This window comes from Flavobacterium sp. (assembly GCF_025352425.1).
Classification (GTDB): domain Bacteria; phylum Bacteroidota; class Bacteroidia; order Flavobacteriales; family Flavobacteriaceae; genus Flavobacterium.
On sequence record NZ_JANXTI010000039.1, the window covers coordinates 74,908 to 93,651 of the forward strand.

Annotated in this window: 21 protein-coding genes; 17 read left to right on the forward strand and 4 right to left on the reverse strand. The window is 35.7% G+C overall.

Translation table 11 applies throughout. The features are described from left to right. Nucleotides 1-71 precede the first annotated feature (71 nt). Nucleotides 72-1,250 carry a class I SAM-dependent methyltransferase gene (locus Q0Q99_RS05895; protein WP_293892859.1) on the forward strand — a complete coding sequence of 393 codons (1,179 nt, stop codon included), beginning with the start codon at nt 72-74 and terminating at the stop codon, nt 1,248-1,250. 46 nt (nt 1,251-1,296) lie between these two features. Continuing rightward, complete coding sequence (locus tag Q0Q99_RS05900) at nt 1,297-1,869, forward strand: hypothetical protein (protein ID WP_293892862.1); 573 nt, start codon at nt 1,297-1,299, stop codon at nt 1,867-1,869. Here Q0Q99_RS05900 and Q0Q99_RS05905 read toward each other — a convergent pair. Genes Q0Q99_RS05905 through Q0Q99_RS05915 form a run of 3 tightly spaced genes read right to left on the reverse strand, consistent with a single transcriptional unit; the run spans nt 1,866 to nt 4,188 of the window. Then, nucleotides 1,866-2,552, reverse strand: coding sequence for a M15 family metallopeptidase (locus Q0Q99_RS05905; RefSeq protein ID WP_293892865.1), 687 nt, complete (start codon nt 2,550-2,552; stop codon nt 1,866-1,868). The two genes, Q0Q99_RS05900 and Q0Q99_RS05905, sit on opposite strands and share 4 nt — an antisense overlap. A 1-nt stretch (nt 2,553) precedes the next feature. After that, nucleotides 2,554-3,858: an NAD(P)/FAD-dependent oxidoreductase gene (locus Q0Q99_RS05910; RefSeq protein ID WP_293892868.1), complete on the reverse strand. Its 1,305-nt coding sequence runs from the start codon at nt 3,856-3,858 to the stop codon at nt 2,554-2,556. Between the two features lie 9 nt (nt 3,859-3,867). Next, nucleotides 3,868-4,188: a rhodanese-like domain-containing protein gene (locus Q0Q99_RS05915; protein ID WP_293892871.1), complete on the reverse strand. Its 321-nt coding sequence runs from the start codon at nt 4,186-4,188 to the stop codon at nt 3,868-3,870. Nucleotides 4,189-4,353: 165 nt separating this feature from the next. Here Q0Q99_RS05915 and Q0Q99_RS05920 point away from each other — a divergent pair, with 165 nt between their 5' ends. The 15 genes from Q0Q99_RS05920 (at nt 4,354) to Q0Q99_RS05990 (ending at nt 17,888) form a co-directional block, all read left to right on the forward strand. After that, on the forward strand, nt 4,354-4,812 hold the full coding sequence (locus Q0Q99_RS05920) for a MarR family transcriptional regulator (protein ID WP_293892874.1): 459 nt from the start codon (nt 4,354-4,356) through the stop codon (nt 4,810-4,812). 9 nt (nt 4,813-4,821) lie between these two features. After that, nucleotides 4,822-5,454, forward strand: coding sequence for an NAD(P)H-dependent oxidoreductase (locus Q0Q99_RS05925; protein ID WP_293892877.1), 633 nt, complete (start codon nt 4,822-4,824; stop codon nt 5,452-5,454). 23 nt (nt 5,455-5,477) lie between these two features. After that, nucleotides 5,478-6,041 carry a YceI family protein gene (locus tag Q0Q99_RS05930; protein ID WP_293892880.1) on the forward strand — a complete coding sequence of 188 codons (564 nt, stop codon included), beginning with the start codon at nt 5,478-5,480 and terminating at the stop codon, nt 6,039-6,041. A 260-nt stretch (nt 6,042-6,301) separates the two neighbouring features. Next, nucleotides 6,302-7,696, forward strand: a complete 1,395-nt coding sequence (locus tag Q0Q99_RS05935) for an anthranilate synthase component I family protein (RefSeq protein WP_293892883.1) — start codon at nt 6,302-6,304, stop codon at nt 7,694-7,696. 64 nt (nt 7,697-7,760) lie between these two features. After that, nucleotides 7,761-8,330, forward strand: coding sequence for an aminodeoxychorismate/anthranilate synthase component II (locus Q0Q99_RS05940; RefSeq protein WP_293892886.1), 570 nt, complete (start codon nt 7,761-7,763; stop codon nt 8,328-8,330). Beyond that, nucleotides 8,327-9,325 carry an anthranilate phosphoribosyltransferase gene (gene trpD / locus Q0Q99_RS05945; RefSeq protein ID WP_293892889.1) on the forward strand — a complete coding sequence of 333 codons (999 nt, stop codon included), beginning with the start codon at nt 8,327-8,329 and terminating at the stop codon, nt 9,323-9,325. Before Q0Q99_RS05940 ends, trpD begins: the two co-directional genes overlap by 4 nt. Next, nucleotides 9,322-10,107: an indole-3-glycerol phosphate synthase TrpC gene (gene trpC / locus Q0Q99_RS05950; RefSeq protein WP_293892892.1), complete on the forward strand. Its 786-nt coding sequence runs from the start codon at nt 9,322-9,324 to the stop codon at nt 10,105-10,107. The genes trpD and trpC overlap by 4 nt, the downstream gene beginning before the upstream one ends. A gap of 26 nt (nt 10,108-10,133) precedes the next feature. Then, nucleotides 10,134-10,733, forward strand: a complete 600-nt coding sequence (locus Q0Q99_RS05955) for a phosphoribosylanthranilate isomerase (RefSeq protein WP_293892895.1) — start codon at nt 10,134-10,136, stop codon at nt 10,731-10,733. A 3-nt stretch (nt 10,734-10,736) separates the two neighbouring features. After that, a complete protein-coding gene (gene trpB / locus Q0Q99_RS05960; protein WP_293892898.1) occupies nt 10,737-11,924 on the forward strand; it encodes a tryptophan synthase subunit beta in 1,188 nt (395 codons plus the stop codon). Between the two features lies 1 nt (nt 11,925). Continuing rightward, nucleotides 11,926-12,687: a tryptophan synthase subunit alpha gene (gene trpA, locus Q0Q99_RS05965; RefSeq protein WP_293892901.1), complete on the forward strand. Its 762-nt coding sequence runs from the start codon at nt 11,926-11,928 to the stop codon at nt 12,685-12,687. Nucleotides 12,688-12,846: 159 nt separating this feature from the next. Beyond that, nucleotides 12,847-13,470: a TetR/AcrR family transcriptional regulator gene (locus tag Q0Q99_RS05970; RefSeq protein ID WP_293892904.1), complete on the forward strand. Its 624-nt coding sequence runs from the start codon at nt 12,847-12,849 to the stop codon at nt 13,468-13,470. Then, complete coding sequence (locus Q0Q99_RS05975) at nt 13,460-14,788, forward strand: TolC family protein (RefSeq protein ID WP_293892906.1); 1,329 nt, start codon at nt 13,460-13,462, stop codon at nt 14,786-14,788. The genes Q0Q99_RS05970 and Q0Q99_RS05975 overlap by 11 nt, the downstream gene beginning before the upstream one ends. A 12-nt stretch (nt 14,789-14,800) precedes the next feature. Beyond that, the gene (locus tag Q0Q99_RS05980) at nt 14,801-15,883 is read left to right on the forward strand and encodes an HlyD family secretion protein (RefSeq protein WP_293892908.1); all 1,083 of its coding nucleotides are present in this window, start codon (nt 14,801-14,803) and stop codon (nt 15,881-15,883) included. A gap of 21 nt (nt 15,884-15,904) precedes the next feature. Beyond that, nucleotides 15,905-17,494, forward strand: a complete 1,590-nt coding sequence (locus Q0Q99_RS05985) for an MDR family MFS transporter (protein WP_293892910.1) — start codon at nt 15,905-15,907, stop codon at nt 17,492-17,494. A gap of 58 nt (nt 17,495-17,552) precedes the next feature. Beyond that, nucleotides 17,553-17,888 carry a hypothetical protein gene (locus tag Q0Q99_RS05990; RefSeq protein WP_293892913.1) on the forward strand — a complete coding sequence of 112 codons (336 nt, stop codon included), beginning with the start codon at nt 17,553-17,555 and terminating at the stop codon, nt 17,886-17,888. 82 nt (nt 17,889-17,970) lie between these two features. Here Q0Q99_RS05990 and yaaA read toward each other — a convergent pair whose 3' ends face one another. After that, nucleotides 17,971-18,729: a peroxide stress protein YaaA gene (yaaA, locus tag Q0Q99_RS05995; RefSeq protein ID WP_293892916.1), complete on the reverse strand. Its 759-nt coding sequence runs from the start codon at nt 18,727-18,729 to the stop codon at nt 17,971-17,973. Nucleotides 18,730-18,744: the final 15 nt, after the last annotated feature.

Below are 18,744 nucleotides of genomic sequence, written 5' to 3' on the forward strand. Positions count from 1 at the left end.
TGTTTATATAATTTGATAAAAACTCGTCATTGCTGGCGAGTTTTTTTTATTTTTAATGAAATTTATTGCGCATGGATATATCCATTTTATCTGAAGAAATTCAAACTTTTATTACAGAAAATATCGATGCAACCGTAACTGTTTTAGCGTTGCAAAAAAATAAATTCCCTGCTACAGATTGGACAACAATCCTTAATCAGATTGCCGCTAAACAGAAAGCCAAAAGCAAAATTCCAACCTGGTTTAACTCTTCAAATATTTACTATCCGGGCAAAATTTCCGTTGAGCAAACTTCCTCTGAAAAAACTGCTCAATACAAATCACAATTGGTTTCTGGTGACAAACTTATTGATTTGACAGGTGGATTTGGAGTGGATGATTTTTATTTTTCCAAAAAAGTAAAGCATCTTATCCATTGTGAAATTAACACGGAATTGTCTGCGATTGTAAAACATAATTTTGAACAACTTAAGTCCATAAATATTGATTGTCTCGCTGGCGATAGTTTTGATATACTAAAAACTTTAAATCAAAAGTTTGACTGGATTTATATTGATCCATCGAGGCGACATGATGCAAAAGGCAAGGTGTTTATGCTCAAGGATTGCTTGCCAAATGTTCCCAAATTGCTTGATTTTTATTTTGGCTTTACCGATAACATTATGATAAAAACGGCACCAATTCTTGATATTTCTGCCGGATTATCTGAATTAAAAAACGTAAAAGAAATTCACATTCTTGCAGTAGAAAATGAAGTTAAGGAATTGCTTTGGATTTTAGAAAAAAATTATTCCAAAACCATTCAGGTTACTACATGTAATTTGACAAAAGCTATAGCAGAAGAATTCATTTTTAAATATGAAAATCAAGCAACCTCACTTTACAGTTTATCACTAAAATATTTGTTTGAACCTAATGCAGCGATTATGAAATCAGGGGGATTTGATGAAGTTGCCACGCAATTTGGCGTAAGAAAATTGCATCAACATTCGCATCTTTACACTTACGATACCTTGATTGATTTTCCGGGTAGGGCTTTTGAAATTGAAAATTATTTTGAATACAATAAGCAAAACATGAAATACTTTTTAGAAAACAAAAAAGCCAATATTACAACGCGAAATTTTCCTGAAACGGTAGAAAACATTCGCAAAAAGTGGAAAATTAAAGATGGTGGAAATCTTTATTGTTTTTTTACAACTGACATAAATAATAATAAAATAGTTTTACTTTGCAGCAAATTAAAATAACTAATGAAATCGAAGATTCACGAATACAAAAATCAATTTTAAAGTCATGAGTAAAAAGATATTTTTAGCGCTGTTCCTTTTTGCTAACTTAACTGCATTTGCTCAAAAACCTTGCGAAATTGACACCAATTTTACCGATAGTTTAGGCACTTATAAATTGACCAAACAATTCATCATTTTTGAGCGAAGTTTTGCGGGAAATTCAACCGACATTTTTTTCGCTTTGTCTAGTAACAATGGTGTTTTAGGTATAGAAATGCAAATTTTAAGAAGAAGTTCCGGCTTTATAAAAGCCAATTGTTTTGACGCTAATTCAAGGATTTATCTGCAATTAAACAATGGTAAAATTGTGACTTTGCTATATGTTGGAAATGAAACCTGTGGCACGTTAATTAGCCATGAGAATAATTCAAACAGTAGGATTATGAGTGGTTCGTTTGTGTTTTCCAAAGATAATTATGAAGAGTTGAAAGTGTCGCCTGTTACTTTTATGAGGGTGAAATTTGCCGGAGAAACGGTAGACTATCCTTTTAAAACGGGATTTACCGCCGAGTTAGACAAAAAGATATACCAACCTGAAAACTACTTTATCAATTATTTAAAGTGTGTTGAAAATTAATCGGCACAATTCCATTTTTGATTAGAAACTTTATCTTTATTGCTTCCGTTTAAGTTATAATGCCACCATTCTGAATCGAACGATTTGAAATTGTGTTGTAGCATAATTTCTTTTAAAAACTTTCTGTTGTCCAAAATTTCCTGTGAAAGATTTTGATAATTATGGCTTGCCTCTTCTCCGAAGAAATCAAATTTGGTTCCCATATTCACTTCCACGCCAAGCGAATCCACTAAAGAAATATCAACTGCGCCACCACGATTGTGAATGGAACCTTTCTTTGGGTTGGCCACAAAATTAGCATCGGGAACGATTTTCCACATTTTCTTCTGAATTGATTTTGGGCGATAACAATCGTAAAGTTTTATTCTGAAACCTTTTGTCAAAAACGATTTGTTGGCTTCCAATAATGCCTTCACGGTTTTTACCCGAAGGAAACATTCGTCGCATGGATATACTTTTTCTTTTAGGAAATTATCAGCTGTGGCGTATTTCATATCATACACAAAATCATTGCTGTAATTTCTAATATTGACAAAAGTATTACTGTCAATTTCCTTTGTTATGTCTAATAAAATGGGTGATTTTTTTGCGCTAAGATGGCTTGATTTGCACGATACGAGCGTAAGGGAACTGGAGAAACATATCAGAAAGCTGAGGAACAATATGTAAATTATTCTTTTCATTTTAAATCTCATCACTAGTAAACGTCGTGAAACTTTTCTTTTTAAATGGTCTGATGATTAATCGACCTTCTCGGTCAAAACGGATGTAATTGTAAACCCAATTTAGGAAAACTACCGCTTTGTTTTTAAAACCAATTAACGAAAACAAATGCACAAACATCCATACAAACCAAGCAAAAATACCACTGAAATGATAGTGCGGTAAATCAACTACCGCCAGGTTTCTCCCAATGGTTGCCATTGAACCTTTGTCGTTGTATTCAAAAGCGGTCATGTCTTTTTTATGCATTAAGTTGATCAAATTTTCGCCTAATAATTTCCCTTGCTGGATTGCCGGCTGCGCCATCATAGGATGACCTTGCGGATATTTCTCTGTTTCCATTGAACAAATATCGCCAATGGCAAATATATTTTCGTAACCCACCACTTGATTAAAACGGTTTACCCGAATCCTATCCGCTTTTTCAATAAAAGATTTAGCGTCTAATCCCACTATTTTAGCACCTTGAACTCCGGCAGTCCAAATCACTGTGGCAGAGTCAAAAGTTAAATCGGTGTTCGTGGTAATCGTTCTTCCATCGTAATTGGTGACGCGAACATTTTTCCAAATTTTTACTCCTAAATCCACCAGAAATTTTTCAGCAGCTTTTGAAGACTTCTCACTCATGGTATTCAGGATTCTATCACCGCTTTGAATAAGGTTTATTTGCATTTTATCAATATCCAAATCAGGATAATCCTTTTGCAGAATTGCCTTTTTCATTTCTGCCAAGGCTCCGGCAAGCTCTACACCAGTTGGTCCGGCACCAACCAAGACAAAATTGATTAAGGTATTTCTATCTGCCTGATCTTTTGTCAAGACAGCTTGTTCAAAATTCTCCAAAATTAAACTACGGATATTCAAGGATTGTGGAATCGTTTTCATTGACATCGAATTCCGCTCAATTTCCTTATTGCCAAAATAATTGGTTTTGGAACCCATGGCAATAACCAAATAGTCATAATGTAACTCCCCTATTTCGGTGATTATCTTTTGATATTTGGTATCAATCTCTTTAACGGAGGTCAATCGGAAATAGAAATCATTATACTCCTGAATAACTTTCCTGATTGGGTAGGCAATTGAACCGGCTTCTAATCCGCCAGTAGCCACTTGATATAATAAAGGCTGAAAAGTGTGGTAATTGTGTTTGTCAATCAGGACTACCTGAACATCCTTATTTCTGAGTTTCTTGGATAGTGCAATTCCGCCAAAACCACCACCAACAATTACAACACGAGGATTTTTTGAAATTGGAATGTTCATTTGTCTCTATTAATTTTCCTCGCGAAAAGCGACATTACCTTTCCATTTAGTAAAACCGCCTTCAAGATTGTATGTTGTTTTAAAACCCATTTGATCCATAATGGCACAGGCTTGGGCACTTCTTCCTCCGGATTTACAATAAACATAATAATTCTTGGACTTGTCCAATTCATCTAATTTAGATAGAAATCCCTGCCCTTTATAAATATCATTCAAAACAGCATTAGGAATAATCCCTTCATTCCATTCATCTTCTGTTCTAACATCCAGGATTATGGCATCCGCATCGTTTTCTAATTTTGTTTTCCAGTCTTCTTGTGGTAAATTCATTGTTCATTATTTGAATAACAAATATACTTCATTGCAGACTCAAATCCCATTGATAAAAAGGTAAACTTCTGAGAGATTAAAAAATTAACAAAAAAATAACATGACATTTGTATATACAACTAATTAACTATTTATATTTGTACCTACAAATGTTGTACTAGTAATATGAAAATCGAAGAAGTAATAAAATCCACAGTAATTATGGATGATGCCAAAAAAGTCATCTTGAATATTATGTTTACCCAAAACGTCATCAATGATAAGTTTGCTGAAATAATGAAGCCTTATGATTTGTCCGGAGAACAATATAATGTTCTCAGAATACTTCGTGGTCAAAAAGGTTCTCCTGCTAATATGTGTATCATTCAGGAACGGATGTTGGCTAAAAACAGTAACACTACCCGACTTATTGACAAACTACTTCTTAAAGACTTTGTTACCAGAGAAGTTTGCCCGGACAATCGCAGAAAAATCGAAGTCTTGATTACCCAAAAAGGATTAAATGTTTTAAATGAATTAGATCCTTTTGTACTGGAACACGAAAAACTTTTTGCGAAAAACCTAACTCTAGCTGAGTTGGAACAATTGAATACCTTATTGGAAAAATACAGAACTATTAATTAATAATTAACTATGAGTAATTTTATCACAAACGCAAATTGGCGTTACGCAACAAAGAAATTTGATACTACCAAAAAAGTATCCAAAGAAGATTTAGAAACTTTAAAAGAAGCTATTCGTTTAAGTGCGTCTTCTTATGGCCTACAACCATACAAAGTTTTTATCATTGAAAATACGGAATTAAGAACTCAATTGCAACCTGCAGCATGGGGACAATCTCAAATTGTAGATGCTTCCCAACTAATTGTTTTTGCTAATATTACCAACTTTGGTGAGGCAGAAATTGATGCTTATTTTCAAAATTTAATAGAAACCAGAAAAATTCCAATGGAAGCAGTTCAAGGTTATGCTGATTTTATGAAATCAAAAATAACAACCTTGCCTGAAGGTGTTAGAAACACTTGGACCGCTAAACAAACTTATATTGCTTTAAGCAATTTATTAAATGCTGCCGCTGGATTACATATTGATGTAACTCCAATGGAAGGCTTTGAACCAGAAAAATTCAATGAAATTCTGGGTTTTGACAAACTAGGTTTAAACGCTTCAGTAATTGCAACAATTGGATATCGTCATGAAGAAGATACAACCCAACACTATGTTAAAGTACGCAAATCAAACGAAGAATTATTTATAAATTTATAATCAAATACTTAATATTAAACACAATGAAAAACTTAAAAACAATTGCAATTGCATTATTAGTAGCTTTCGGAACAGTAGCTACAGCTCAGACTAAAAAAGTTAATGTTGAAAAAAGCACAATCACCTGGAATGCAAAAAAAGTAACCGGAGAACATAGCGGAACAGTTAATTTGAAAGAAGGAAATCTGATTTTCAAAAGCGGAAAATTAGCTGGTGGAAATTTCACAGTGGATATGACTTCGTTAGTAACAACCGATTTATCTGGTGATTGGAAAGGAAAATTAGAAGGACATTTGAAATCGGATGATTTCTTCGGAACTGCAAAATTCCCAACATCTACGTTAGTATTCAAAACAATCACTACTAAACCAAACGGTGTTTATACTGTAACTTCCGATTTGACTATCAAAGGAATTACAAATCCGGTAACTTTTGATATTACTGTAAAAGGCGATACTGCAACAACTGTAGTAACAATTGACAGAACAAAATACGGTATCAAATACAATTCGAAAAACTTCTTTGACAGCATTGGTGACAAAGCTATCTATGATGATTTTACTTTAACTGTTAACCTACAGTTCTAATTAGGGAATTATTGCTATGCAAAATGAAACCTCGGAAAGAAATTTTCGAGGTTTTTTTATTTTTTGTTTGGAAATTAAAAACACATCACTACATTTGTTTGAATCAATTACAACAATGAAGAACATTTTAAATAATAACTGGTGGTGGAATAGTTTACGTCAAACGTCGTGAAATAGTCCATTATTGGTATCATTTATCCAAATAATATAAAAGACTTGTCATTCACGACAGGTCTTTTTTCATTTTAATAACTTTCATTATGCAACAATTTCAATTAAATACACACTACAAACAAATTCTCGCAGACACTATTACGCCAGTGAGTATATATCTTAAGATTCGGGATAAATATCCCAATAGCATTTTGCTCGAAAGTAGCGATTATCACACGGCAGATAACAGTTTTTCCTATATCTGCTGCAATCCTATCGCTTCGATAAAAATTGAAAACAATAACATTATAAGTGCATTTCCTGATGGAACTTCTGAAAAAATTGCCATTTCCACTGCTGTAAATGTTCCAAAAGTGATTGAAGAATTTGCCTCAAAATTCAAACCCAAAAATAACGATTTCAAATTTATTAATAACGGCTTGTTTGGATATATAAGCTATGATGCGGTGCAATATTTCGAAAAAATAAGCATTCAAAAAAGAACCGATGACTTAGCCATTCCCGATTTGTACTATGCGGTTTACCAAAATATAATTGCTATTAATCATTTTAAAAACGAAGCGTATATCTTTTGCCATAGCATTGACAATACCAATAATATTAAAGAAATTGAGCAATTATTGCAAACCAAAACTTTTGCAACTTATAGTTTTACCAAAGAAGGAAATTCGGTTTCCAATCTTACCGATGCAGAATTTAAATCGAATGTGGCTTTAGCAAAAAAACACTGTCATCGTGGCGATGTATTTCAATTGGTTTTGTCCCGAAGGTTTTCTCAAGCTTTTAAAGGCGATGAATTCAATGTCTATAGAGCTTTGCGAAACATCAACCCTTCACCCTATCTGTTCTTTTTTGATTATGGAAATTTTAAAATTTTTGGGTCTTCGCCCGAAGCGCAACTCGTAATTTCAAATAAGCATGCAGAAATTCATCCCATAGCCGGAACCTTCAAACGAACAGGAAATGACGAGCAAGATGCCGAATTAGCAAAAAAATTAGCTGAAGATACCAAAGAGAACAGCGAACACGTGATGCTGGTCGACTTAGCCCGAAATGATTTAAGCCGCAACTGTACTAACGTGAAAGTCGAAAAATATAAAGAAGTGCAGTTTTTTTCGCATGTAATTCATTTGGTTTCCAAAGTCACCGGAAAATTAAACGGAAGCTCAATGAATTTGGTCGCGAATACTTTTCCCGCCGGAACCTTGAGCGGAGCACCAAAACACAAAGCCATGCAGCTCATTGAAGAAATCGAAAATACCAATAGAACATTTTACGGCGGAGCTATTGGTTTTATGGACTTTGAAGGCAATTTTAATCACGCCATAATGATTCGGACTTTCCTTTCCAAAAACCATCAATTGCATTATCAGGCTGGAGCCGGAATCGTAGAAAGCTCTTCGGAAGAAAGCGAAATGCAAGAGGTTTATAATAAATTAGGAGCTTTGAACAAGGCATTAGAATTAGCAGAAACTATTTAGTATTCAATTATACAATTTGTCACCCTGAGCGCAGTCGAAGGGCTTATAATAATAAAACATCATCATGAAGAAAATAGCAGTAATAGATAACTACGACAGTTTCACCTACAACTTGGTTCATTATCTTGAAGATTTGAACGCCAAAGTAACCGTATTCAGAAACGACGAATTTGAATTGGAAGAATTACAAACGTTCGATAAAATTCTGCTTTCGCCAGGTCCGGGAATTCCGGATGAAGCGGGTCTGCTTAAAGTAGTGATTTCAAAGTATGCCGAAAACAAAAGCATTCTTGGTGTTTGCCTTGGTCAACAAGCCATCGGAGAAGTCTTCGGCGGAAGCCTGATTAATCTGGAAAAAGTCTATCATGGTGTTGCTACAAAAGTGTCTCAATCTGTCACAGATGAAACACTATTTAATGGTTTGCCAAACGATTTTGAAGTCGGGCGTTATCATTCCTGGGTTGTTGCCAATGCTAATTTTCCAGCTGTTTTAGAAATTACTTCAACAGATGAAAACGGACAAATTATGTCGCTTCGTCACAGAACATTAGACGTAAAAGGCGTGCAATTCCATCCTGAAAGCGTTCTAACGCCTTTTGGCAAACAAATTTTAGAAAACTGGGTAAACTCATGAAAACAATTTTAAACCGATTAATAAATCACGAAACGCTATCCAAAGCGGAAGCCAAAGAAGTTTTGGTCAATATTTCCTCAGGGCAATATAATCATGCACAGATTGCTTCGTTTTTGACAGTGTATATGATGCGAAATATCACCATCGAAGAACTTTCGGGTTTTCGTGAAGCGCTTTTAGAACTTTGTATTCCGGTAGATTTTTCTGCTTACAATACCATCGATTTATGTGGAACTGGTGGTGACGGAAAAGACACTTTCAACATTTCAACACTAGCATCATTTGTAGTTGCCGGAACCGGAATACATGTTGCAAAGCACGGTAACTATGGAGTCTCTTCCATTTCTGGCTCGAGCAATGTAATGGAAACACTTGGCGTGAAATTCAGCAATGAAAAAGATTTTTTAGCCAAATGTATGGACGAAGCCAACATTGCCATACTTCACGCACCGCTCTTCCATCCTGCTATGAAAAATGTTGGTCCAATCAGGAAAGAATTAGGCGTTAAAACCTTCTTTAATATGCTTGGCCCTATGGTAAATCCATCTTTCCCAAAAAATCAATTGGTTGGTGTTTTTAGTTTGGAATTGGCGCGTATGTATGCCTATCTCTATCAAAACACGAATGTGAATTATACGATTCTCCACGCTTTAGATGGTTATGATGAAATTTCACTGACTGCAGATGCCAAAATGATTACCAAAAACTCCGAAAGTATTGTCAATGCTGATGATTACAAATTATCAAGATTATATTTCGAAGACATTAAAGGTGGAGAAACCATAGAAGAATCAGCTCAGATTTTCATGAATATCATTTCAGGAAAAGGAACCGAAGCGCAGCAAAATGTGGTTTGTGCCAATGCTGCACTAGCAATTTCAACTGTCGAAAATCTTAGTGTGATAGATGCTTTTGCCAAAGCCAAAGAAAGTTTACAATCGGGACTCGCCTTAGAAAAATTACAAAAACTGCAACAAATCAGCCAAAGCTCATGAATATTTTAGATCAGATAATCGCCAGTAAAAAGAAAGAAGTTGCTTTGAAGAAGAGCGTGGTCTCGGTTGCGCAGTTGGAAAACTCGGATTTATTCAATACAAAAACGAACTCTTTAAGCAAGTCAATACTCAATTCTCCATTCGGAATTATTGCTGAACACAAACGTCGTTCGCCTTCGAAAGCCACAATTAATAATAGTTTTTCGGTAGAAGAAGTTGTTAAAGGTTATGAAAACGCTGGCGCTTCAGGGATTTCGGTTTTAACCGATATGCAGTATTTTGGAGGTTCATTGGAAGATTTGCTTTTGGCAAGAGCTTCAGTTCAGATTCCGTTATTGCGAAAGGAATTTATTGTTGACGAATATCAATTATTGGAAGCCAAAGCCTTTGGTGCCGATGCTATTCTCTTAATTGCTGCAGTTTTATCGAAAGAAGAAATCAAACAATTTTCCGAATTTGCGCAATCGTTGGCTTTAGAAGTTTTGCTTGAAGTCCACAACCAAGAAGAATTAAAAAAAAGTATCATGCCAAGCCTTGATTTGATTGGCGTGAATAATCGAAACCTGAAAACATTTGAAGTAAATTTACAGAATAGTATCGAATTGACAAATAATATTCCGAATGATTTTGTAAAAATTTCCGAAAGCGGATTAACCTCAACAGATGATATAAATCTATTGAGAAGCCATGGTTTTCAAGGATTTTTAATTGGAGAGAATTTTATGAAAACCGATAATCCCGGAAAAAGCTTAGAGCAATTTATCAAACAATTAAAGGCATAATGGGAATAAAAATCAAAATATGTGGTATGAAGTTTTCAGATAATATCAATGAAATAGCTTCATTGAAGCCTGATTATTTAGGGTTTATTTTCTACGGAAAGTCACCGCGTAATATTGAAGCCGATATTCCAAATTTACCTCAATCAATTCAGAAAGTTGGTGTTTTTGTGAATGCTTCTTTGGAAATGATATTGGAAAAAGTGAATGCCTATCAATTAGATTTCGTGCAGTTACATGGAGATGAAAGTCCGGAGTTTTGTCATTTATTACAGCTAAATAAATTTAAAGTCATTAAAGCATTCAGTATTGATAACCAATTTAATTTTAATGCTTTAAAAAATTATAATAAATATTGCAACTACTTCCTTTTTGACACAAAAGGAACTAATTACGGTGGCAACGGAATAACTTTCGATTGGTCGATTTTAGAAAACTATACTCTTAACAAACCCTATTTTTTAAGTGGCGGTATTGGATTAGAAAATATAGAAGAAGTAAAATCATTTCTGGCGAAAGAGTATTCCAAAAACTGCATTGCCATTGATTGCAACAGCAAACTGGAAATTTCACCGGGACTAAAGTCAACAGAAAAAACAAAACAGCTTATAAACGCTTTTAAAGAATAAACTATGCAAACGAGTTACAATGTAGACGAAAACGGATTTTATGGCGAATTTGGCGGCGCATTCATTCCAGAAATGCTATATCCGAATGTAGAGGAATTGCGCCAGCAGTATTTATCGATAACTGCTGAGCCTTCTTTTCAGGAAGAATTTCATTCGCTTTTGAAAGAATACGTGGGCAGACCAACGCCTTTGTATTTCGCCAAGCGTTTGTCGGAACAATTCAAAACCAAAATTTATTTAAAACGAGAAGATTTGTGTCATACCGGCGCGCACAAAATCAACAATACCATTGGGCAAATTTTACTAGCCAAAAGATTAACTAAAACCAGAATCATAGCCGAAACCGGCGCAGGACAACATGGCGTGGCAACAGCCACTGTTTGTGCGCTTATGGGTTTGCAATGCATAGTGTATATGGGTGAAATCGATATTGAACGTCAGGCTCCCAACGTTGCGCGAATGAAGATGCTTGGTGCAGAAGTTCGTCCGGCAACCTCAGGTTCAAAAACTCTTAAGGATGCTACAAATGAAGCGATTCGCGATTGGATCAACAATCCTGTCGATACATTTTATATCATCGGTTCAGTAGTCGGACCTCATCCCTATCCTGATATGGTAGCTCGGTTTCAAAGCGTAATTTCAGAGGAAATTCAGAAACAGCTTTTTGAACACGAGGGCAGAGAAAACCCTGACTATGTAATTGCTTGTGTTGGAGGCGGAAGCAATGCTGCCGGTGCTTTTTATCATTTTTTAGATAATTCAACCGTAAAACTTATTGCAGTTGAAGCAGCCGGAAAAGGTGTAGATTCAGGAGAAAGTGCTGCCACTTCTATTCTCGGAAAGATTGGAGTGATCCATGGAAGCAAGACGCTGCTTATGCAGACCAAAGACGGACAAATCACAGAACCCTACTCTATTTCAGCAGGATTGGATTATCCAGGAGTTGGCCCAATGCATTCTCATTTATTTCAAACCAAAAGAGCCGAATTCATTGCTATTACAGATGATGACGCTATGAAAGCCGGAATTGCATTAGCCAAAACCGAAGGAATCATTCCGGCTATTGAAAGTGCTCATGCCTTGGCGGTTTTGCAACAGAGGAAATTCAAGCCGGAAGATATTGTTGTAATCAATTTATCAGGTCGCGGTGATAAAGATTTGAATACCTATATTAATTATTTCAACTTATAAAATGAATAGAATCCAAAACAAATTAAAAGAAGATAAAAAAATTCTATCTATTTATTTTTCAGCAGGTTTTCCTAATTTAAACGATACTAAAAGTTTAATTGAAAGCCTAGAAAAAAACAATGTCGATATCATTGAAATCGGTCTGCCATTTAGTGATCCGTTAGCAGATGGACCAACAATTCAGGCGAGTTCTACAGAAGCTTTGAAAAACGGAATGACAACTGAAATTTTGTTCAACCAAATCAAAGACATTAGAGAAACAGTTACTATACCATTAATCATAATGGGATATTTCAATCCGATTATGCAATTTGGCGTAGAAAACTTTTTGAAAAAATGCCAGGAAACAGGTATTGACGGCTTGATTGTTCCGGATTTACCATTAGAAATTTATCTTTCAGAATACAAACAACTCTTTGAAAGTTACAGTGTTGCGATGATTTTTTTAATTACTCCACAAACTTCAGTAGAACGAATTCGGCTGATTGACCACAATTCTAACACATTTATTTACATGGTTAGTAGTTCTAGTGTAACAGGGAGTAGGGATAGTTTCGATAAGGATCAATTAGAGTATTTCGAAAGAATTGCGGCAATGAATTTGAGAAACCCGCAAATAATTGGTTTCGGAATTAGCAACAAAATAACTTTTCAGCAAGCAACAAAACATCAAAAAGGTACCATTATTGGCAGTAGTTTTATCCAATTCATTGCAAACAATCCAATTTCCAATATTGATTCATTTATCCAAAATTTACTTTAAGTATTTTTTTATACAGTATTGATAATTAATTTTATATATATTGTATATAGAATTTATCTATGATAATTATTTTGTTAATTTCATGTTAAAATTAAATTAAACAAACGTTTAATTTAAACACTTGTTTAATTTTGTCTCCGATTAAAACAGAAACAAATCATGACTGAATTTAATGAAAAACAATTAGAGATTCTTCAGGTAGCCGAACAGCTATTTGCAGAAGAAGGTTTTGACGGGACTTCGGTTAGGGATATTGCTAAAAAAGCGAATGTCAACATCGCCATGATATCTTATTATTTTGGTTCGAAAGAAAAAATGTTGGAAGCTTTAGTACTAAATAGGATTTCTGATATGCGTCTCCAATTAGAGAACCTTTATCACGAAAACATTCCTCCTTTCGCCAAAGTTGATAAAATGGTTGAGCTATATATCAGCCGTATCAATAAAAATCGTTGCATTTACCAGATTATCCACTTCGAATTCTCAACCAAGAAAAGGGAACTGAACTTTGATAGTTTCACCGAAATGAAGCAAAACAATCTGGAGACTTTCAAAAATATTATCAAGGAAGGACAAGATACAGGCGAATTCCAACAAGACATTAATGTAGCACTACTTCCCCCTATTATCATGGGGACTTATTTCCAATTTCACATGAACAAGCCCTTATACATGAGAATCTTTGATTTAAAAACGGAAGAAGAATACGAAAATTATGTCGCTACCACGCTAATGCAACACATTCAAAAAACCATAAAAGCCTTACTAGTTTATGCAAATTAATAAAACACTTCTCCTCGCCTTACTGCTGTTGGCATTTACCAAAAACCAAGCGCAGGAAAAAAAACTCCTTACTTTGAAAGAAGCTGTAGAAATGGCTGTCACCAATAGCAACGCTGCTTCATTAGCAAAAACTAGAGTTGAAACTTCAAAACTGGAATTGGATAATACCAAAAACAACCGCTATCCTAGTGTGAAAGCTTCGGCACAATACTTACGCTTGTCAAGTGCAAATGTTGATTCGAACATTCAGTCAAACAATAATCCATCTAATCCACCAGCTGCTCCGCTAAAAGTAGATCAATTGATGTTAGGACAGATAAATGTCAACATGCCTCTTTTTAATGGATTCAAACTAAAAAACACCATTGCCGCGTCTGAAGATATGTATAAAGCGGAAACTTTCTCTGAAAAGCATTCTAAAGAGCAAATCGGACTTCAGGTTGTCAACTTGTTTTCATCGCTTTACAAAGCACAGCAAATGGTAGATTTAATAGAGGACAATTTAAAAACTGCCGAACAGCGTGTAAAGGATTTTACCGCCATGGAAGAAAACGGTTTGGTTGCCCGAAATGATTTGCTTAAAACGCAATTACAACAATCTAATGTGCAATTGTCATTGGACAACGCCAAGAAAAACAACGCTATTGCCAATCATCAATTGGTAACACTATTAAAATTACCCGAAAACACTCAGGTTGAAATCGATATTGAAGCTGTTAAAAGAGATATGAAAAGTAATCAAGGGAATGCAAGTCAAGGCGAAAGAAACGATTTAAAATCGCTAGAACTTAAAAAACAAGCTGCCGAAAGCGGAATCAAAATCGCGAAAGGGAATTATTATCCATCATTATCATTAACCGGAGGTTACATCGCTTTTGATTTGAATAATGTAATAACAGTAACGAATGCCATGAATTTTGGAGTTGGGTTTTCTTATGATTTATCGAGTATTTTCAAAAATAGCAAACAAGTTAAACTGGCACAAAGCCGCGCTAAAGAAACGGAGATTGCGGTTTCACAGCTTACCGACGAAATTAACGAAGAAACATTTCAGGCGCAGGAAAATTATACCCTTTCAGTAAAACAAAGCCTTGTGTATGACAAAGCTGTTGAGCAGGCCACAGAAAATTACCGAATTGTAAAAGACAAATACGACAACAGCCTTTCTGACACTAATGATTTATTGGAAGCCGATTTTCAGCAATTACAATCCAAAATCAATCAGGCACTTTCTAAAGCCGATGTGGCTCAAAAATATTACGAATTACAATTTGCTTCAGGAAAATTGACCTCATCATTAAACATCAATCAAAAATAAAATTTCAAAACCATGGAAAATAAAACAGCTACAAATAAAAAATTTCGTTTGATATTCATTGCCCTTACGGTTTTAGGAATAGTGTACGGCGGTTACAAATACATTCATTCCCTGTCGCACGAAACAACTGATGATGCTCAGGTGGCAAAAAAAATGAACCCAATAATCCCAAGGGTTGCCGGGTATGTTACCAGGGTTTTGGTAAAAGATAATGATTTGGTTAAAAAAGGAGATACGCTTTTCGTAATTGACAAAAGCGATTATGTTGTAAAAGTGGAAGAAGCTAAGGCTAATCTGGCTGCAGCCGAAAATACTTTCGAAGTGGCTAAAGCAGATATAGGAACATCACAAGCCGGAGTTTCAGTTTCCGATGCTAATGTACAATCTGCCAATGGCTCGATTGAAACAGCCAGGATCAGATTGCGTAGAGCTTCAGCCGACTTTGAACGTTACAGCAATTTGTATAAAAACCATTCTATTACCAAACAGCAATTTGAACAAGCCGAAGCTGCTAAACAGGAAGCACAAAGCCAGTTGCAAATTTTACAAGACCAACAAAAGGCTTCTTCTTTCCAAAGAAATGTCGCTTCTGCACGAACTAACGTAAGTAGTAAACAAGTGCAGGTGGCTGCTGCCAATATCAAAAAAGCTCAGGCAAGTTTAGACGCAGCGAATTTAAATTTGGGCTACACCGTTGTTACCGCTTCTATTGACGGACAGGTTTCTACAGTTGACATCCAACCCGGACAATTAGTACAAGCCGGACAATCGTTGTTTTATATCGTTAACAACAATGAAACATGGGTTATTGCCAACTTTAAGGAAACGCAATTAGATAAAATGCGAACCGGTCAGAAAGTAAAACTAAAAATAGACGCGTTTCCGGATGCGGAATTTGAAGGCGAAATAACTTCATTTTCTCCGGCTACCGGTTCTAAATTCTCCCTTTTGCCTCCGGATAATGCCAGTGGAAACTTTGTAAAAACCGTGCAAAGGCTTCCTGTTAGAATCAACTTTACAGAAAACAATCCAAAAGACAAACTGCAATTATTGCGTTCCGGAATGAATGCTGATGTTGATGTAATCTTAAAATAAAATTCACAATTCACAATTAAAATGGCTAAAGCACCAGTAGTTCACGACGATTTAGTAGAATACGGATTCCGACGTACCGTTATTACTATTACAGCTGTGCTTTGTGCCCTACTCGAAATCGTTGACACCACCATTGTAAATGTGGCATTAAACAATATGCGCGGCAGTCTGGGTGCTTCCTTAACGGATGTTGCTTGGGTAATTACTGCTTATGCAATCGCTAATGTTATTGTAATTCCAATGACGAGTTGGCTGTCACAGCAATTTGGCCGTAGAAATTACTTTGCGGCTTCCATCATCATTTTTACCGTTGCCTCTTTCATGTGTGGAAATGCCTCTACTATATGGGAACTGGTAGCTTTCCGCTTTATCCAGGGTTTGGGTGGCGGAGCTTTATTGGTTACCGCGCAAACCATTATCACCGAGAGTTATCCAATGGAGAAAAGGGGAATGGCGCAAGCTATTTATGGAATGGGAGTTATCGTTGGCCCAACACTTGGTCCGCCTCTTGGTGGTTATATTGTCGATCACTTTTCCTGGCCTTATATTTTTTATATCAATTTGCCTATTGGAATTGTCGCAACGCTTCTAACATTATCCTTTGTAAGAAGCCCAAAATATGGTGAAAAGCTAAAAGCTAATCAGGTAGATTGGATTGGAATCGGATTATTAGCTGCCTTTATTGGTTCGTTACAATATATCCTCGAACACGGACAGCAGGACGATTGGTTTAACAATAGTAGAATTTGCACCTTAGCCGTAATCAGTTTCTTGGGACTATTCTTTTTCATCTGGCGTGAACTGAACTACAAATATCCAATCGTAAACCTGGGAGTACTTAAAGACAGTAACCTTCGTGTTGGTGTTGTGATGAGTTTTATCATGGGATTTGGCTTGTATGGTACTACCTTTATTGTTCCAATTTACACACAGTCTATTCTAGGGTGGACTGCGACAGATGCAGGCTTGCTTTTAGTACCAAGTTCAATAACTGTTGCTTTTATGATGCCAATGATTGGTAAATTAATACAGCGCGGCGTACCACAAACTTATTTAGTAGCACTGGGATTTTTATCCTTTTTCATTTTTACCTATTGGATGCACGACATAATGACTCCGGATACTGGCTCAGAACATATGTTTTGGCCACTGATTGTCCGTGGATTAGGTTTGGGATTATTATTTGTACCAATTACTACCTTATCGCTTTCCGGGTTAAAAGGAAAAAGCATTGGAGAAGGTGCCGCATTCACGGGAATGATGCGTCAGCTTGGAGGTTCTTTCGGAATTGCCATTATTACCACATTCATTGCCCGTTTTGGGCAGGAACACCGGGTAAATCTGATTGCACATTTAGATCAAACAAGAGTTGCGGTTCAGGACAGGTTGCATACCCTGCAAGGCGGATTTATATCGAAAGGATTTAGTCCTGAGATTGCTTTGCGTAAAGCATATAAGGTGATGGATTTTGGCATTACTAAACAAAGTACTGTGTTATCATACATGGATATTTTCCTTTACCTGGGCTTGTTATTTCTTTTCTGCATTCCGTTTATTCTACTGGTTAAAAAGGGCAAAAAGAAAGTCGCTATGAATGAAGCCATGCATTAATTAACTAATTTGCAAGTTATTAACAATTTGCAAATATTTAAGAAACAATTTCCTAAATTTGATTACAGGTTATGCAAAATTAACTTTTAAATCAGGCATTATGGGACTTTTTGGTAAGAATCAAATGAAAATCATTGAAGACCTTCATAAGAAAAGCAACGATCATTGCAAAGAAATCAGCAAAGAAATCGATGAGTTATTAGATGATTTGAGAACTGAGTACGATGAGAATCGTGAAGTAGTAAGAGAGTTCTCTTCCTTCGTAGATGAATTAAAAACAAAACTCAGTCCCGAAGATGCCAATAAGTTAGTGGACTTTTCATCAAGACTATCGAAAATAAAACGCTGTGCTAAAAAAGGTGTTGAAGCAATGAGAGAACTCGCACGTGATTAGCGCAAAGTAACCAGGGAAACCAGCATGGAATATGAAGAATATTTTTACATCAAATAAAAAAAGCTCCTGACGGGAGCTTTTTTTATCTTGTAAAAACCAATGTATTTCCCTTACTCAAATTCGCATCAAAACCATATCCTTCATAATTAAAGCCTTTCAGGTCGTCAATTGTTTCGGCATTGGTGTCAATGATATAGCGAACCATTAGGCCTCGCGCCTTTTTGGCAAAAAAACTAATCATCTTTAAGTTACCATCTTTGAAGTCTTTAAATTCTGGCGTGATAACCGGAACTTTCAACCCTTTGGCATCAACCGCGCTAAAATATTCGTTACTTGCGAGGTTGATAAATAAATCACCTTTCTTCAATTCGCTGTTTAGTTCTTTGGTAATAGTTTTTTTCCAAAACTCATATAGGTTTTTGTTTTTTCCAATTGGCAATGAAGTACCCATTTCTAATCGATATGCCTGCATTAAATCCAACGGTTTCAGCAAACCATATAATCCTGAAAGTATTCGGAGTTTATCCTGCAAATCGTCTAATTTATCAACCGGCAAACTGTAAACATCCAAACCGTGGTATACATCACCATCAAAAGCATAAACGGCTGGGCGTGCATTGTCTTTTGTAAATGGGACTTCCCAAGCCTGATTGCGCTGCCAATTTAGCGTAGCGAGCTTATCTGAAATATTCATAAGTTGCGATAAAGCCTTTGGTTTTTTCTTCTTTAAAGTTCTCTGAATGGTCGCTGCCTGTTTTAAAAACTGTGGTTCAGAAAAAATGCCAGTTGGTAATTCTTTATCAAAATTCAACGATTTGGCAGGAGAAATTACGATTATCATTTTATGTATATTAGT

Excerpts from the sequence above, each read along its gene's own strand:
- Q0Q99_RS05895 (WP_293892859.1), top strand. The coding sequence starts at position 72 with ATGGATATATCCATTTTATCTGAAGAAATTCAAACTTTTATTACAGAA.
- Q0Q99_RS05900 (WP_293892862.1), top strand. The coding sequence starts at position 1,297 with ATGAGTAAAAAGATATTTTTAGCGCTGTTCCTTTTTGCTAACTTAACT.
- Q0Q99_RS05905 (WP_293892865.1), bottom strand. The coding sequence starts at position 2,552 with ATGAAAAGAATAATTTACATATTGTTCCTCAGCTTTCTGATATGTTTC.
- Q0Q99_RS05910 (WP_293892868.1), bottom strand. The coding sequence starts at position 3,858 with ATGAACATTCCAATTTCAAAAAATCCTCGTGTTGTAATTGTTGGTGGT.
- Q0Q99_RS05915 (WP_293892871.1), bottom strand. The coding sequence starts at position 4,188 with ATGAATTTACCACAAGAAGACTGGAAAACAAAATTAGAAAACGATGCG.
- Q0Q99_RS05920 (WP_293892874.1), top strand. The coding sequence starts at position 4,354 with ATGAAAATCGAAGAAGTAATAAAATCCACAGTAATTATGGATGATGCC.
- Q0Q99_RS05925 (WP_293892877.1), top strand. The coding sequence starts at position 4,822 with ATGAGTAATTTTATCACAAACGCAAATTGGCGTTACGCAACAAAGAAA.
- Q0Q99_RS05930 (WP_293892880.1), top strand. The coding sequence starts at position 5,478 with ATGAAAAACTTAAAAACAATTGCAATTGCATTATTAGTAGCTTTCGGA.
- Q0Q99_RS05935 (WP_293892883.1), top strand. The coding sequence starts at position 6,302 with ATGCAACAATTTCAATTAAATACACACTACAAACAAATTCTCGCAGAC.
- Q0Q99_RS05940 (WP_293892886.1), top strand. The coding sequence starts at position 7,761 with ATGAAGAAAATAGCAGTAATAGATAACTACGACAGTTTCACCTACAAC.
- trpD (WP_293892889.1), top strand. The coding sequence starts at position 8,327 with ATGAAAACAATTTTAAACCGATTAATAAATCACGAAACGCTATCCAAA.
- trpC (WP_293892892.1), top strand. The coding sequence starts at position 9,322 with ATGAATATTTTAGATCAGATAATCGCCAGTAAAAAGAAAGAAGTTGCT.
- Q0Q99_RS05955 (WP_293892895.1), top strand. The coding sequence starts at position 10,134 with ATGAAGTTTTCAGATAATATCAATGAAATAGCTTCATTGAAGCCTGAT.
- trpB (WP_293892898.1), top strand. The coding sequence starts at position 10,737 with ATGCAAACGAGTTACAATGTAGACGAAAACGGATTTTATGGCGAATTT.
- trpA (WP_293892901.1), top strand. The coding sequence starts at position 11,926 with ATGAATAGAATCCAAAACAAATTAAAAGAAGATAAAAAAATTCTATCT.
- Q0Q99_RS05970 (WP_293892904.1), top strand. The coding sequence starts at position 12,847 with ATGACTGAATTTAATGAAAAACAATTAGAGATTCTTCAGGTAGCCGAA.
- Q0Q99_RS05975 (WP_293892906.1), top strand. The coding sequence starts at position 13,460 with ATGCAAATTAATAAAACACTTCTCCTCGCCTTACTGCTGTTGGCATTT.
- Q0Q99_RS05980 (WP_293892908.1), top strand. The coding sequence starts at position 14,801 with ATGGAAAATAAAACAGCTACAAATAAAAAATTTCGTTTGATATTCATT.
- Q0Q99_RS05985 (WP_293892910.1), top strand. The coding sequence starts at position 15,905 with ATGGCTAAAGCACCAGTAGTTCACGACGATTTAGTAGAATACGGATTC.
- yaaA (WP_293892916.1), bottom strand. The coding sequence starts at position 18,729 with ATGATAATCGTAATTTCTCCTGCCAAATCGTTGAATTTTGATAAAGAA.